Here is a 15,895-nt window from a genome sequence, read left to right on the forward strand (position 1 = left end):
CACCTCGAACTGGGCCATGGGCCGACGACGCTCCCCCGTCGTGTTGGGTGATCCTTACGCACCACCGGTTGAAAGAACGCTAAAATGCCAAGGTAAAGCCCGGCTTCATCAAGCTTGACCGAACCTTTCCGGCCGCCGCGTGCGCCACGCGCGGATGGAAGCTGCCCTGCAACTGGGCTGCCGCCGCCGCATCGCGGCCGGAGAAGATCTCCACCAGTGCGCTGACCGAATCACCGAAATGCGCCTGGCGCTGCTGCGCCATCCTCTCCGCCAGCACGGCGGTGCGCGTCGATGCCTGGGTGACAGCCGCGCCTGCGATCAGCAGCGCATGATCGAGCATAAGCTCGTTCGGCATGGCGGCGATTCGATTGGGGTCCATAGGCAGCACCGCATCGTGGAGGGGGCTCCGAGGCTAGGGCCGAGATGGATAACGATTAGTAAACGCGCAGGCGCTTTTGCCGTGGCGTGGCGAATCGGCTATGGGCGCGGCCATCATGAACGCCGATTTCCAGCTTGGGGCCGATCTCGCCGGCCGTCGCATCGTCGTGGCCATGTCCGGTGGCGTCGACAGCTCCGTGGTGGCCGCGCTCGCGGCGCGCAGCGGGGCCGAGACGATCGGCATCACCCTCCAGCTCTACGACCATGGCGCCGCCGTCGGCCGCGCGGGGAGCTGCTGCGCCGGCCGCGACATCCGCGACGCGCGCGCCGTCGCCGACAAGCTCGGCATCGCGCACTATGTCTTCGACTATGAGAGCGCCTTCCGGGAAAGCGTGATCGATCGCTTCGCCGATGACTATATGGCGGGGCGCACCCCGATCCCCTGCGTGCGCTGCAACCAGGGCGTGAAGTTCACCGACCTGCTGCGCCTCGCGCGCGAGCTGGGGGCGGATTGCCTCGCGACCGGCCACTATGTCCGCCGCGTCGAGGGTTCCGCCGGTGCCGAGCTTCACCGCGCCGCCGATCCGGCGCGCGACCAGAGCTATTTCCTCTTCGCGACCACGCAGGACCAGCTCGACTATCTGCGCTTCCCGCTCGGCGGGATGCCCAAGCCGGCGGTGCGCGCAATCGCGGCCGAGATGAGCCTTGCCGTCGCCGCCAAGCCCGATAGCCAGGACATCTGCTTCGTTCCCGACGGCGATTATGCCGGCGTCGTCCGCAAGATCCGTCCCGAGGCCGAGGCGCCGGGCGCGATCGTCGATCTGGAGGGGCGGGAGCTGGGCCAGCATCGCGGGCTCATCCACTTCACCGTCGGCCAGCGTCGCGGGCTGGAGATCGGGGGCTCGCCCGAGCCGCTCTATGTCGTGAAGCTCGACGCCGCGCAGAACCGCGTGATCGTCGGCCCGCGCCGCGCGCTGGGCGTCACGGCCGCGCGGCTGTCCGAGATCAACTGGCTGGGCGGGGATTTCACCGGCCCCGTCACCGCCAAGGTGCGCTCGATGGCGAAGCCGGTGCCGGCGCGCTTCGATGGCGAGGCGGTGCATTTCGACGCGCCCGAATATGGCGTCGCGCCGGGGCAGGCGGCGGTGCTCTATGCCGGCGACCGGGTGCTCGGCGGCGGCTGGATCGAGGAGACCACCCCGGCCGAGGCGGCGCTGGTCGCCGCCTGACGGCCGGGGGCGGCCGATCAGTCGGCCGCGTGGCTCTTCTTGCCGCCGCGGGTGAAGAGCCAGCGGACGGCGACGAAGAACATCGGCACGAAGAAGATGGCGAGGCTGGTCGCGGTGATCATGCCGCCGACCACCGCCGTGCCGATCGCGACGCGGCTCTGCGCGCCGGCTCCCGTGGCGATGGCGAGCGGGATGACGCCCGCCACGAAGGCCAGCGACGTCATCAGGATCGGGCGCAGGCGCAGGCGCGCCGCCTCCAGAGCAGCCTCCAGCGGCGTCTTGCCGCGTTCCTCGGCGAACTCGGCGAACTCGACGATGAGGATCGCATTCTTCGCCGACAGGCCGATCGTCGTGAGCAGGCCGACCTGGAAATAGATGTCGTTGTCGAGCCCGCGCACCATCACCGCCAGCACCGCGCCGATCACGCCCAGCGGAATCACGAGCAGCACCGAGATCGGGATCGACCAGCTCTCGTAGAGCGCGGCGAGGCAGAGGAAGATGACCAGCACCGACAGCGCATAGAGCGTCGGCGCCTGCCCCGTGGAGAGCCGCTCCTGATAGGAGAGGCCCGACCAGGCCGTGCCGATGCCGGGAATCTGCTCGGCGAGCTTCTGGATCTCGTCCATCGCAGCGCCCGAGCTGTGGCCCGCCGCCGCCTGTCCCTGAATCTCGTAGGAAGCGACGCCGTTGAAGCGCTGCATCGTCGAGGGGGCCTTGGTCCAGCTATAGCTGGAGAAGGCGGAGAAGGGCGCCATCGTGCCGTTGGATGAGCGGACATGCCACGCCGCCAGATCCTCGGGCGTGCCGCGATAGGGGGCGTCGCCCTGGATGTAGACACGCTTCACGCGGCCGCGATCGACGAAGTCGTTGATGTAGGTGCCGCCGAACGCCGCCGAGAGGGTGGAGTTCACATCGCTCTGCGACAGGCCCAGCGCGCCGACCTTGGACTCGTCGACATCGATATGGAGGTGGGGCGTATCCTCAAGGCTGCCGAGGCGCACCGCATCGAGCAGCGGATCGGCATTGGCCTCGGCGATCAGCTTGTCCTTGGCGGCGGCGAACTCCTCATTGGTGAGGCCGCCCTGATTGAGAATCTCCAGCGTGAAGCCGTTGGTCTGGCCGAGGCCGCGGATGGCCGGCGGCAGCACGGTCAGCACGCGGGCGTCACGCATTCCGCCGAGCGCCTTCTGCGCGCGCTGGGTGATGGCGTTGGCGCTGTTCTTGGGGCCCTTGCGCTCGTCCCACGGCTTCAGGATCAGATAGGCTTGGCCGACATTGTCGCCCGAGCCCGAGAAGTTGCGGCCCGAGTTGGCGAACATGTCCTGCACATCATGTTCCTGATGCAGGAAATATTTCTCCACCGCCTGGCTCACCGCCATGGTCCGGTCCTGCGTGGCGCCGGCGGGCAGGAAATATTGCACGATCGCCTGGCCGATATCCTCGGTGGGCAGGAAGCCGGTGGGCAGTCGCACGAACAGGAACAACAGCAAGCCGACCACGCCCACGAAGGCGATCATGAACCAGCGCGTCCGCTCGATCACATAGCCGACACCGGCCTGATATTTCTTCACGCCCCGGTCGAAACGGTCGTTGAACCAAGTGAAGAAGCGCGTCGTGGTGCGGTTGAACGCGTTGTCGCTCTTGTGCTCCTCATGCTTGGGCTTGAGGAGGGCCGCGGTCAGCGCCGGGGTCAGGATCAGCGCCACGATCACCGACAGCACCATCGACGACACGATGGTGATCGAGAACTGGCGATAGATGATGCCCGTCGACCCGCCGAAGAAAGCCATCGGCAGGAACACCGCCGACAGCACCATGGCGATGCCGATCAGCGCGCCCGAAATCTCGCCCATCGACTTCATGGTGGCGTCATGGGCGGAGAGGCGTTCCTCCTCCATGATGCGCTCGACATTCTCGACGACCACGATCGCGTCGTCGACGAGCAGGCCGATCGCCAGCACCATGCCGAACAGGGTGAGCGTGTTGATCGAATAGCCGAACAGCGCCAGCACGCCGAACGTGCCGAGCAGCACCACCGGCACCGCGATCGCCGGGATCAGCGTCGCCCGCCAGCTCTGGAGGAAGACGAACATCACGATGACGACCAGCACGATCGCCTCGAGCAGCGTCTTCTCCACCTCCTCGATGGAGAGCTTGATGAAGTCGGTGCTGTCGCGCGGGTAGGAGACCTTGTAGCCGTCCGGGAAGATGTTGGAGAGCTGCTGCACGCGCGCTTTCACCGCCTCCGCCGTCTTGAGCGCGTCGGCGCCGGGCGCCAGCGACACGGCGAGCGCGGCGGCCGGATGGCCCGAGAAGCGCGAGATCGAGGTGTAGCTTTCCTGCCCCAGCTCCACCCGCGCGACGTCGCCGATGCGGACCACGGAGCCGTCGCTCTCGGTCTTGAGGATGATGGCGCGGAACTGCTCGGGCGTGTTGAGGCGCGATTGCGCGGTGACGGTGGCGTTCAGCTCCTGCCCCTTCACCGAGGGCTGGGCACCGATCAGGCCGGCGCCGACCTGCACGTTCTGCGCCTGGATCGCGGCCGACACATCGGCCGGCTGGAGCTGGTGCGCGTTGAGCTTGTACGGGTCCATCCAGACGCGCATCGCGTATTGGGTGCCGAAGGCGTCGACCTCGCCCACGCCGGCGACGCGGCTCAGCGGGTCCTGGAGCTTGGAGACCATGAAGTCGGCCACGTCGGCCGACGCTGTCATGTTCGAGCTGTCGTAGACCGCCACCAGCATCAGATAGTCGGGCTGGCGCTTCTGGACGTTCAGGCCCTGCTGCTGCACCTGCTGGGGCAGGCGGGGCAGCGCCTGCTGCACCTTGTTCTGCACCTGCACCTGGGCGATGTCCGGGTTGGTGCCGTTGTTGAAGGTGGCGGTGATCTGCACCGAGCCGGTGTCGCTCGACGTCGACTGGAAATAGAGCAGGCCGTCGAGGCCGGTGAGCTGCTGCTCGATCACCTGGGTGACCGAATCCTGGAGCACCTGCGCCGAGGCGCCCGGATAATTGGCGTTGATGCTCACCTGCGGCGGCGAGATGTCGGGATATTGCGCGATCGGCAGGTGCGTCACCGCGCCGATGCCGCACAGCATGATGACGATAGCGATGACCCACGCGAAGATGGGCCGTTCGATGAAATAGCGCGAGATCATCGGGCGGCGCCGGACCGGCCGTTCTTGCCCTTGCCCTGTGCGGGCGCGGCGTCGATCGCTGCCGCCTCGGCCTGGGAGCCGGTGGAGAGGACGGCGTGCACGGCCTGACCGGGACGCGCCTTGCCGCTGCCCTCGATCACCACCCGGTCGCCGGCGGCGATGCCCTGCGTCACGACCCAGCGATTCTGGTGCAGGCCCTCATCGGTGACGGGTTTCTTCACGATCTTGTCGTCGGGGCCGACCACCAGCACCGTCGCGGCGCCGCGCGGATCGTGGACCACCGCGGCTTCGGGCAGCAGGAAGGCATCCTTGCGCATCGCCTGGCTCACCACCGCGCGGACATACATGCCGGGCAGCAGCAGCCCCTGCGGGTTGGGGAAGCGCGCGCGCAGCGTCACGGCGCCGGTGGCGGTGTCGACATTCACTTCGGAAAATTCGAGCTTCCCGGCCTGCGGATAGTCGCTGCCGTCCTCCAGCTTGAGCCGCACCGCCGCTTCGTTCGGCAGCGCGCCGCCGGCGGCGATCGCTTTCCTCAACTGGAGCAGCTCGGTCGAGCTTTGCTGGATGTCGACATAGATCGGATCGAGCGTGGTGATGGTGGCGAGCGCGGTGGTCTGGTTCGCCGTCACCAGCGCGCCGGGCGTCACCGACGAGCGGCTGATCCGGCCCGAGATGGGCGCCAGCACGCTCGTATAGCGCAGGTTGATCCGCGCCGTGTCGAGCGCGGCCTTCTGCTGCTGGATGGCGGCCTCGGCCTGGCCCGCGGCGGCGCGGGCGTCGGCGGCATCCTGCCTCGCGACCGCGTTGATCTTCTCAAGGTCGGAATAGCGCTCGGCCTTCAGGCGGGCCGCCACCGCATTGGCCTGAGCAGAGGCGAGCTGGCCCTGCGCCTGCCCCACGGCGGCGCGGTAGAGCGCGGGATCGATCAGGTAGAGCGGCTGGCCCTCGCGGACGAGGCTGCCCTCGGTGAACAGCCGCTTGAGCACCACGCCGGACACCTGCGGGCGCACGTCCGAGATCAGATAGGCATCGGTGCGGCCGGGAAGCTGGGTGTCGATCGCCACCGCTTGCGGTTTGGCGACGACCACGCCGACGGTGGGCGTGGGCTTGGGCGGCTGCTTCTTGTCGCCTCCGCAGGCCGCCAGCGCGAGCAGCGTCGAGAGCGCGAGAATGCGGGGCGTGCGGGGTGAGATATGGCCGATCATGAGCGGCGCGCATCATATGCGTGTGTTACATGCGAATGTCAGGGGCGAAATGAGGCCCGGCCGCATAAAAGAAAGGGGCGGCCGGCACATGGCCGACCGCCCCCGAGGCGATGCTTCCGATCGGATCAGAAGCCGAAGTTGATCGTCCCCGAGATCGTGCGCGGAGCGCCGATGTACGCGAACGGGATCGAGGTGTTCGACGTGTTGGAGCTGAAGCCGCCAACATAGAGCTTGTCGAACAGGTTGGTGATGCTGAGCTGCACCCAGGTGCGGTCGTTCAGACCGAGGCCCTCGAGCGAGTAGCGCGCATCCAGGTCGACCAGCGTGTAGGCCGGAGCCTTCGCGCCATAGACCTGCACGCCGTTCGCCATGACCGGCAGGTTCTGGTCGTTGACGTAGCGCGGACCGGTGCGCTTGATCTGCGCGCCGATTTCGAGCGGGCCGAAATTGCCCTGCGCGCGGCCGCCGACGGTGTAGGTCGGCGAGTCCGATTCACGCTTGCCGGCGGTCAGGAACTCGCTGGTCGCGCCCGACTGGACGTTGTCGAGGATCTTCGACTTCAGGTACGAACCGAAGCCGTAGAGGGTGACCTGCGGGATCGGCTGGTACGACACCGAGCCGTCGACGCCATACTTATGCACGGTGCCGAGGTTGCGGTAGATCGTGATGTTCTGAATGGGATCGTAGGACGAGGCCAGACGGTTCTGGTAGAAGGTGTACCAGCCCGACAGCTCCGCCTGGATTTTGCTCGACTTGTAGCGGACGCCCGCGTTCAGGTTGTCGGTCGTCTCCGGCTTGGGCTTGGAGATCGGGTTCGACAGCGGATAGGCGAAGGCGTTGTACAGGTTGTCCGTGCCCGGAACCTGAAGGCCCTTGTCGTAGCTTCCGAACAGGCTGAACTTCGGCAGGAAGTTATAGACGAAGCCGGCGCTCGGCAGCACCTTGTTGTAGTTGATCACGCGATGCTGCGGGCCGACATAGGTCGGGTTCGCGGCGAGGAAGGCAGCCTGGTCGGCGGCCGAGGGGATGCAGTCGACGAAGCCGCTGCCGCCCGCTTCGCTGATGCAGTAGTTGGTGAGATCGCGCTTGAAGAACGGCGCGCGGACGCCGGCGTTCACCGTCAGCTTGCTGTCGAAGAAGGTGCCGCGATACTCGCCCGACACCTGGTTCAGGATGGCGTAGGAGAGACGGTTGCGCTTCTCCATCTTGTTGCCGTCCGCGTCGAGGATCGGGTTCTCGATCGGGTAGAGGCTGACCGCATGGCCATCGGCCTTCAGATAGCCGACTTCGCCGGTCTGGCGATGGCGGCCATGGTCGAAGGTGTAGGAGACGCGGATCGTCTGGGTGCTGTTGATGTCATAGCGCAGCGAGGTGAGGATCACCCAGCGGTGCGTCTCGGTGTGGCTCGGCGCGTAGACCTCGACCTGGTCGAGCGTGTCGCCGTCGCCGTTCAGGTCGACGCCGCCGAAATAGGGCTTGCCGCCGATATAGCCGGTCAGGTTCGTCGCCGGGGTGCCAGCCTTCGAGTAGGTGCCCTCGAAGCCGGTGACGGCGCTGCTGCCGCCGTTGGCCTTGACGATCTGGTAGCTCGGATCGACCGTCAGGACGAGGCCGTCGGCCAGCGTGAAGCGCGAGTTCACGCGGATGTTGCCGGTGTGCGACGGGTTGTAGCTGTAATCGAACAGCGAGCCGCAGGGCACGGCCGCCGGAACGTCGGCGTGGCCGGCGATCGCGGGCGCCGCGGTGCAGCGGCCCTGATCGTACTCGCGCTCGTCCTTGGTGATCGGGAAGCGGTTGGTCGCGGCCGAGCCGACGACGCGCGGCGCGTTGTTGGTCGGCGACTGCGTCAGATCCGTGCGGAGCGGGATCGACGAGAAGTTGCCGTTGCGGCCGATATTGTAGTTGCCGGCCACCGAGACGAAGTCGCCATTATCGCCGATCGGCTGATAGATCTTGGCGTTGTACTGATACTTCTCGGTCTGGTTGGCATGGTTGAACGGATTGACGTTCGACGCATGGCTGGCCGAGATGAAGGCGCGGGTGCCGAACGGCGTGAAGGTGCCGGTGTCGACCACGCCGAACATGTGGAGATAGTTATACTCACCGAACGACGCCGCGAGGCGGACGTGGAAGTCCTCGGTGGGGTTGCGGATGGTGTAGTTGACGGTCGAGCCGGTGGCCGACGCGGTCGGGCTGTCGATGTCCGTCGAGCCGAGGCTGACGTTGACCTGATCGATCAGCTCCGAATCGAGCTGCTGCTGCGAGTAGATGGCATAGTTGCCGGTGTCGTTCAGCGGGATGCCGTCGAACGTCTGCGAAATGCGGCTCGAGTCGAAGCCGTGGATGTTCAGCGTACCGCCCGAGTTGCCATACGGGTCGTTGTTCTGGAAGCTGACGCCCGGGATCATGTTGATGATGTCGTCGATCGACTGGCCGGGGCGCTGATTCTTGATGAAGTCAGAATTCAGCACATAGCGCGCCTTGGGCGTATCGGGCAGCGACACGCCTTCGAGCGGCTTGATGCGCGAACCGGTGACGAGGATTTGCGGCTGATCGAAATCCTGCGAGCCCGTCGACTGCGCGAAAGCCGGCGTGATCGCCGCCAGCGCGAGAAGCGACACGGACGCGCGTGCGCTAAGCTTCACGATATTCACTGTGGAATTCCCCTGTTGTGTAGACCCTGACGAAGAGTACTTCGCGCTGCTAGCGGGGCGACTAGCGCTGGCAAATGTCAGATTTGCTACGACGGGCGACTTATGTCGCACTGCATCATTTTGGCGCTAAGGTGTGGCGCAAGGGACACAGTTTTCGGTGGAACTCGTTGGAATTCTTCAATTTCCGCTGGGAATCCCATAATCGGCGGCCAGGGCGCGGGTGACGCCGTTGGTCCATCCGAAGCCGTCCTGGAGCGGATATTCGCCGCCCCGCCCCCCCGGCGATTCTCGACGTCATATTTCTCGACGAGCTTGCCGGACGCCCGATAGCGGCTCGCCACCGTGCCCAGCCAGCGCTCCGCGATGGTCTTCGCCAGCGCCGGCTCGCCGTTGCGGCGCAGCCCCTCGACCGCCACCCACTGGAGCGGAGCCCAGCCGTTCGGGATATCCCATTGCTGGCCGTTGGCGATGGTGGTGGTGCGCAGGCCGCCCGGCGCGAGGAGCTGGCGGCGGACCGTCTGCGCCACCGCTCGCGCCTGATCGGGACGCGCGGCGCCCACGAACAGCGGGAAGAGCGTCGCCGCCGTCACGCGGCTGGTCGGCTTGCCGGTGCGCCATTCGAGATCGGCGAAGCGGCCCTCGCGGCCGGCCCAGAAATCGGTGCGCAGCGCATTGGCGCGGGCATTGGCGCGCGCCGTATATTCGCGCGCGCAGGCCTGATCGACGGCGCGGGCGCAGGCGATCGCGATCATCCTCTCCATGCCGTACATCAGGCTGTTGAGGTCCACCGGCGCGATCTCGGTGGTGCGGATGGTGCGCAGGTCCTGCGGATCGGCGAGCCAGCGCGACGAGAAGTCCCACCCGCTCTCCGCCGCCGAACGCAGGTCGCGATAGAGATGGCCCGGCACGCGGCGCGAGGTGGCGGCGGTGGCGACATCCTCCGCATAGCTCTCCTCGCGCGGGGTGGCGCGCGCGTCCCAGTAGCGGTTGACGAGGTCGCCATTGGGCAGTCGGGCGACGTGGAACCGGGCCTGGCCGGGGGCGAGCCCGTCCTCGCCGCGCATCCAGAAGGCATGTTCGCGACGCAGCGCCATCAGCCGCCGCCGGAAGGTGGCGACATCGCGCGCGGGCGACAGGCCGAGCATCAGATAATAGACCGGCGGCTGCGAGCGGCTGAGATAATAGGTCCGCGTGCCGTTCGGGATATGGCCGTAGCGCTCGATCAACGCGGTGAAGTCGTCGATCATGCCCTCCACCAGATCGGTGCGCTGGTCGCGGACCAGCCCGAGCATGGTGAAGTAGCTGTCCCAGTAATAGATTTCGCGGAAGCGTCCGCCGGGCACGACATAGGGGCTGGTGAGCGCCAGCGCCGAGCTTCCCGGCGGCACCGCGCCGGGCTGGCGGGTGAGCACCGGCCACAGCGCAGCGATGTGCGCGAGCAGCGGCGTGTTGGCGGCCCCCGCCTGGGGAGGCGGCGCCGAAGGGGCGGCGGGCACGGTGAAGTTGGCGAGCACGAAGCGCCGCAGCGCGGCCCCGCCCTTCAGGTGCGCGGCCTTGTAGTCCGTGAGAATCTGGCCGGGATCGCGATTGGGAACGGCGTCCGCGAACGTCTTGCCGTCGGGGAAGATCTTGGCGATCTGCACGTCGCGGAATAGCGGGCCGTAGATGTCGGCCGGGGTCGCGACGACCGGGCCGCTCACCGTCGAGAAGCTCGTGGCGTCCGGCAGGCGGCGCGGCGCGGGAGCAGGGGCGGCGGCGGCCGCGCCGGCAAGCCCGATCAGGGCAAGGCGGGACAGGACGGGCGCCAGACGCGACCAGGAGAGACGACCAGCGGAGATTCGAAACGACATGGAACTGATCCTGCCGTCCCGCGCGCCGCTTGGCGAGTCCCTGCGCGGGATCGGAGTCCCGTCTTTCGCGTTAGACTGATAGCTAGATCGCCTCCTATAGCGGGGGTGTATTAAAGCTAATGTCTTGAGTGGTTTAGAAGAATTGCCATGGGAGAGGCCAGGGACCGGCTGGAGCGACTGCGCGAAACCTTCCTCGCCAGCGCTGAACAATGGATGTTTCCGCCGTCGCGCTGGGAACAGGATGCGGTGCGCGAGATATTGGCCCTGCCGGTGGAACGCGCGATCCGCGGCGTGCCGCGCGGGGCCGCCGTGCTGAACGCGCCCACGCGCGAATGCCACACCAACGCGGCGTTCTACGCGGAGCATGATCCGACCGGGCGCGCCACGATGGTGACCGGCTGGTGGCGTCAGCCCAATGTGCTGGTGCTGCATTCGCTGGTCGAGATCGACGGGCAGCTTTATTGCGTCACGCCTTTCGATGCCGATCCGAGCAGGGACTTCCCCTTCATCCGCGATCCCAAGCTGCGCTGGCGCGAGGACGAGGCCGGAGAGCGTTATTGCGAGCGCGACGGGCACCGGATCGGGCCGGGCCTGCGCCTCGATGCGCCGCAGGTGATGGCCGATACGGCGCTGATCAAGGATCGGCTGGAGTCGGGGATGAATCCCTATGAAGCGGTGAAGGTCGCGATCGGCAGCGGATCGCGCCGTCGTCGCTGAGGCGCGTCAGGCCCGCGCAAACCAGATGACGTGATGCGCCCCGCCGCCCGAAGCGCGGGCACGGACGACCACTTCCTCGACATCGAAGCGGGCACGGCGCAGGCGGTTGGCAAACACGGTGTCGCGCGTCGAGGACCAGATCGCCAGCACCCCGCCGGGGCGTAGCGCGCGCTTGGCGGCGGCGAGGCCGTCGCGGTCGTAGATACGGTCATTGGCGGCGCGGACGAGGCCGTCGGGGCCGTTGTCGATGTCGAGCAGGATCGCGTCATAGGCACCCCGCGCGCCGCCGATCAGCGTTGCCACGTCAGCGATGTGGATATCGGTGCGCGGATCGTCGAGGCATTCGGCGGTGAGGCCCGCCATCGGTCCCTTCGCCCAGTCGATCACGGCGGGCACGAGTTCGGCGACGGTCAGCGTCGCGTCCTTGCCGAGTACGCCCAGCGCCGCGCGGAGCGTGAACCCCATGCCGTACCCGCCGATCAGCAGATGCGGCTTCGGCCGCCCGGCAATCCGCTCGCACGACATGGTGGCGAGCGCTTCCTCGGAGCCGCTGAGCCGGCTGTTCATCAACTCGTTGGCGCCCAGCATGATCGACCACTCCGCGCCGCGCTGGAACAGGCGGAGCGTGTCGCCGCCGGGGATCTGGGCGGTGTCGATCAGGATGCGGGGGACCATAAGGGCGCGATCCCTTATGTCCCCCGCAACGTCAAGCGCGAAGGGCGGCGAGCGCGCCTTCGCGTTCGATACGGTCGAGATGGCCGGTGATGGTCGCGACCAGTTCCGCGTCGGCGGCGAGCGCAGGCGGCACGATCGCCTCGATCGCCATCAGCGCGGCGACCCGTTCGGCGGCGCTGGTGCAGCCTTCGAGCGCTGCGGCGGTGCGGCCCGCGAGCGGATCGTCGACGGTGAAGCCATGGCCCGCATCGTCCACGCCGCCCTGCCAGCGCATCCACGCCGCGACGGCCAGCGCGAGCCGATCGACGCTCTTGCCGGCCTTCCGCCGCGCGAGGATGGGCGCAAGCAGCCGCTGGGGCAGCTTCTGCGAACCGTCCATCGCGATCTGGCGGGTGCGGTGCTGGAGCGCGCTGTTGGCGAAGCGGGCCATCAGCTCTTTGCGATAGGCCGGGATGTCGAGCCCTTCCGGGGGCGAGAGCGTCTCGGCCGATTCATCCCACAGCGCCTCGACGAAGGCGCGACCCTCCGGCCGGGCGACGAACTGGTTGACGAACTCGATCCCGGCGAGCCCGCCCAGATAGGCGATGCCCGAATGCGCGCCGTTGAGCAGGCGGAGCTTGGCCTCCTCCCACGGTGCGACATCGGCGGTGAGCTGCACGCCGAGGCTCGCGAAGTCGGCGCGCGGGCCGCAGAAGCGGTCCTCGATCACCCACTGGGTGAAGGGCTCGGTCTTCACCATCGCGCGATCCTCGACGCCGATCCGCTCGAAGAGGGCGGCGATGTCGGCGTCGGTGGTGGCGGGGACGATGCGATCCACCATGGTCTGCGGGAAGGCGCCCTCGGCCTCGATCCAGGCCGCGAGGCCCGCATCATGCGCCCGCGCCATCGCCAGCACCGCGTTGCGCAGGAGATGGCCATTGTGCGGCAGATTGTCGCAGGAGATGGCGGTGAAGGGAGCGAGCCCCGCCTCGCGCCGCGCCTTCAGGCCCGCGACGAGGAAGCCCGGCACGGTGCGCGGGGCGGACAGGTCGGCGAGATCGGCGGCGATGTCGGGATCGCCCTCGATCAGTCTGCCGGTCGCGGGATCGAGCCTGTAGCCCTTCTCGGTGACGGTGAGGGTGACGATATGGACGTCCGCCGAGGCGAGTGCCTCCACCACGCGCGCCGGCCCCTCGGGCGCGACGAGCACGTCCTGCACCGCGCCGAGGATGCGGATGCGCTGCTCATTCCCGGAGCGCACGACGAGGCTGTAGAGCCCGTCCTGCGGCACGAGCTGATCGCGCACGCCGGCCGAGCGCAGCGACACGCCGAGCACGCCCCAGCGCAGGTCGCCGGCCGACAGCGCGGCGTCGAACACCGCCGCCTGATGCGCGCGATGGAAGGCGCCGATGCCGAGATGGACCACGCCAGTCTTCACGGCCGAGCGGTCGTAGGACGGCTGCTCGACCTCGGCCGGCAGCGCCGCGAGCGTGGCGGTGGCGAGACGACTCACAGCTTGTAGGCCTGCTTCACGAGCCCGTAGGTCAGCGCATAGGCTACCTCGTCGGCCTCGTCCTCGGGCAGGCGATGCTCGGCGACGAGGCGGGCGAGGAAGGCGCAGTCCATCCGCCGCGCGACATCGTGCCGCGCCGGGATCGACAGGAAAGCGCGCGTATCGTCGTTGAAGCCGACGGTGTTGTAGAAGCCGCCCGTCTCGGTGACGCGCTCGCGGAAGCGGCGCATCCCCTCGGGGCTGTCATGGAACCACCAGGGCGGCCCGAGCCGCAGCGACGGATAATGGCCGGCGAGCGGCGCCAGCTCGCGCGAATAGACATCCTCGTCGAGCGTGAAGAGGATCAGCGTCAGGCGCGGATCATTGCCATGCGCGTCGAGCAGCGGCTTCAGGCAGCGCACGAACTCGCCGGCGGTGGGGATGTCCGCGCCCTTGTCCTTCCCGAAGCGGGCGAGGACCGACGGATTGTGGCTGCGCGAGACGCCGGGATGGAGCTGCATCACCATGCCGTCCTCGATCGACATGCGCGCCATCTCGGTCAGCATCTGGCCGCGGAAGAGTTCGGCTTCGGCAGCGCTCACCGGGCCGGCGATCACCTTGGCGTAGAGCGCCTCGATTTCCGCGCGGGGCAGGTCGGCGGTGAAGGCCGAGGGGTGGCCATGGTCGGTCGAGGTGGCGCCCGCCGCACGGAAATGGGCGCGGCGATTCTGGTGGGCGCGCAGATAGCCGGCATAGGTCGAGACATCCTCGCCCGCCATCTCGCCGAAGCGGCGGACATTCTCGATGAAGCGGGGGTCTTGCGGGTCCATCACCGGATCGGGGCGATAGGCGGTGACGACGCGGCCGTTCCAGCCGCTCTCTCGGATCGCCTTGTGGTGATCGAGCGGATCGAGCGGGCTCTCGGTGGTGGCGATCACCTCGATGTTGAAGCGCTCGAACAGCGCGCGTGGGCGGAAGGCGTCGGTCTTCAGCGCGGCGTCGATGGTGTCGTAATACTGGTCCGCCGTCCCGGCCGAGAGCAGCACGTCGAGGCCGAATACCTCGGCGAACACCCAGTCCAGCCACATGCGCGACGGCGTGCCGCGCAGCAGGTGATAATGCTCTGCGAAGAGGCGCCAGATCTTGCGGCCGTCCTGCTCGGTGGGGCTGCCGTCCACGGTCGGCACGCCGAGCGCGTCGAGCGGCACGCCCTGGCTGTAGAGCATCCGGAACACATAATGGTCCGGCGTGATGAGCAGGCGTGCGGGATCGGGGAAGGGCTCGTTCGTGGCGAACCAGGCCGGATCGGTGTGGCCGTGCGGGCTGACGATCGGCAGATCCTTCACCGTCGCATAGAGACGGCGGGCGATGGCGCGGGTGGTCGGGTCGGCGGGGAAGAGCCGGTCGGGATGCAGTTCAAGCTTGCTCACGCGGATGTCTCCGGTGTCGGGAGGAGGGAGAGGGATTAGCGCCGGACGTCGAGGCCGCCGTCCCAGAAGGCGTCGATATCGGCGGTGCCGAACAGGCTCGCGTCACCGGGCAGGCTGTGCTTGAGCGCCGCGAGCGCAAGGCCGGCGCGCGCCGCCTCGGCCGGGTCGCCGGTCGCGATCAGGCCGTGCAGCACGCCCGAGGCGAAGGCGTCGCCGCCGCCGATCCGGTCGACGATGCCGGTGACCGCGACTTCATCGGTCTGGTGCGCGCCGTCGCGCAGATCGATGCGGGCGGCGAGGCGGTGATGGTCGGCATCGACCACATGGCGCGCGGTCGAGGCGATCAGCTTGAGCGAGGGGAAGGCCTCGAACGCCGCTTCGGCCGCGTGGCGGCGGCGATCCGGCCCGTCGCCGTCGAACGGACGATCGAGCAGCAAAGCGACGTCGCGATGGTTGCCGAACAGGATGTCCGCCATGCCGACCAGCTCGGACAGGATCGCGCGCGGATCGCTGTCCCACATCTGCCAGAGCGAGGGGCGGTAATTGCCGTCGAACGACACCGCCACGCCCACCGCGCGCGCGGCGCGGGCGGCGGCGATCGCCATGTCGGCCGAGCGCTGGCCGAGCGCCGGGGTGATGCCCGAGAGGTGGAGCAGGCTCGCGCCGTCGAGCAGCGTCGGCCAGTCGAACAGCGAGGCGTCGGCCTCGGCGAAGCTGCTGCCCGCGCGATCATAGACGATCGAGGAGGCGCGCAGCGATGCGCCCGGTGTCAGGAAATAGAGCCCGAGACGACCCGGCGTCCGCACGATGCCGCTCGCATCCACGCCATGGCGGCGGACATGGTCGACCGCGCCCTGCCCGACGGCATGGCTCGGCACGGCGCTGACCATCGCGGTGCGGTGGCCGAGTCGCGAGAGGCCGATCGCGACATTGGCCTCCGCTCCGCCGAAATTGGCGTCGAGCGAGCCGCCCTGGAAGAGCAGCTCGCGGCCCGGAGGGGAGAGGCGCAGCAGCAGCTCGCCGAAGCAGACGATGCGTCCGGCGCCGATCATGCGCGCGACTCCCGGACAGGCTGGCGATCGATCTGTCTGGCCACTTTCCCTCTCACTGTCCTTACCATTATGTTGC

General features: G+C 68.0%; 11 protein-coding genes. 2 read left to right on the forward strand and 9 right to left on the reverse strand.

The features are described 5' to 3' along the window. Nucleotides 1–79: 79 nt before the first annotated feature. Nucleotides 80–379, reverse strand: coding sequence for a hypothetical protein (locus ST3T6A_RS0108940; RefSeq protein WP_019832574.1), 300 nt, complete (start codon nucleotides 377–379; stop codon nucleotides 80–82). A gap of 115 nt (nucleotides 380–494) precedes the next feature. Here ST3T6A_RS0108940 and mnmA point away from each other — a divergent pair, with 115 nt between their 5' ends. Then, nucleotides 495–1,607, forward strand: coding sequence for a tRNA 2-thiouridine(34) synthase MnmA (gene mnmA, locus ST3T6A_RS0108945; protein ID WP_037538227.1), 1,113 nt, complete (start codon nucleotides 495–497; stop codon nucleotides 1,605–1,607). A gap of 17 nt (nucleotides 1,608–1,624) precedes the next feature. Here the strand turns inward: mnmA and ST3T6A_RS0108950 are convergent, their stop codons facing one another. The 4 genes from ST3T6A_RS0108950 to treF form a co-directional block, all read right to left on the reverse strand. Further along, complete coding sequence (locus tag ST3T6A_RS0108950; RefSeq protein ID WP_019832576.1) at nucleotides 1,625–4,765, reverse strand: efflux RND transporter permease subunit; 3,141 nt, start codon at nucleotides 4,763–4,765, stop codon at nucleotides 1,625–1,627. Further along, nucleotides 4,762–5,970 (reverse strand): efflux RND transporter periplasmic adaptor subunit, encoded by a 1,209-nt coding sequence (locus ST3T6A_RS0108955; RefSeq protein ID WP_019832577.1) that lies wholly within the window; start codon nucleotides 5,968–5,970, stop codon nucleotides 4,762–4,764. The genes ST3T6A_RS0108950 and ST3T6A_RS0108955 overlap by 4 nt, the downstream gene beginning before the upstream one ends. A 125-nt stretch (nucleotides 5,971–6,095) precedes the next feature. Continuing rightward, nucleotides 6,096–8,624 carry a TonB-dependent receptor domain-containing protein gene (locus ST3T6A_RS0108960; protein WP_019832578.1) on the reverse strand — a complete coding sequence of 843 codons (2,529 nt, stop codon included), beginning with the start codon at nucleotides 8,622–8,624 and terminating at the stop codon, nucleotides 6,096–6,098. 86 nt (nucleotides 8,625–8,710) lie between these two features. Beyond that, the gene (gene treF / locus ST3T6A_RS19740; RefSeq protein ID WP_328285236.1) at nucleotides 8,711–10,474 is read right to left on the reverse strand and encodes an alpha,alpha-trehalase TreF; all 1,764 of its coding nucleotides are present in this window, start codon (nucleotides 10,472–10,474) and stop codon (nucleotides 8,711–8,713) included. A 147-nt stretch (nucleotides 10,475–10,621) separates the two neighbouring features. Here treF and ST3T6A_RS0108970 point away from each other — a divergent pair, with 147 nt between their 5' ends. Next, nucleotides 10,622–11,191, forward strand: coding sequence for a hypothetical protein (locus ST3T6A_RS0108970; RefSeq protein WP_019832579.1), 570 nt, complete (start codon nucleotides 10,622–10,624; stop codon nucleotides 11,189–11,191). A 6-nt stretch (nucleotides 11,192–11,197) separates the two neighbouring features. On the opposite strand, the gene ST3T6A_RS0108975 is transcribed toward ST3T6A_RS0108970, so the two are convergent. The 4 genes from ST3T6A_RS0108975 to ST3T6A_RS0108990 are packed head-to-tail and all read right to left on the reverse strand — an operon-like array spanning nucleotide 11,198 to nucleotide 15,819. Then, entirely contained in the window at nucleotides 11,198–11,866 is a 669-nt protein-coding gene (locus ST3T6A_RS0108975) for a spermidine synthase (RefSeq protein WP_019832580.1), read from the reverse strand. A 31-nt stretch (nucleotides 11,867–11,897) separates the two neighbouring features. Then, complete coding sequence (locus tag ST3T6A_RS0108980) at nucleotides 11,898–13,358, reverse strand: mannitol dehydrogenase family protein (protein WP_019832581.1); 1,461 nt, start codon at nucleotides 13,356–13,358, stop codon at nucleotides 11,898–11,900. Beyond that, complete coding sequence (gene uxaC / locus ST3T6A_RS0108985; protein ID WP_019832582.1) at nucleotides 13,355–14,767, reverse strand: glucuronate isomerase; 1,413 nt, start codon at nucleotides 14,765–14,767, stop codon at nucleotides 13,355–13,357. Before uxaC ends, ST3T6A_RS0108980 begins: the two co-directional genes overlap by 4 nt. Nucleotides 14,768–14,802: 35 nt before the next feature. Beyond that, entirely contained in the window at nucleotides 14,803–15,819 is a 1,017-nt protein-coding gene (locus ST3T6A_RS0108990) for a sugar kinase (protein WP_019832583.1), read from the reverse strand. Nucleotides 15,820–15,895: the final 76 nt, after the last annotated feature.

Source organism: Sphingomonas sp. PR090111-T3T-6A (assembly GCF_000383095.1).
Lineage (GTDB): Bacteria > Pseudomonadota > Alphaproteobacteria > Sphingomonadales > Sphingomonadaceae > Solisphingomonas.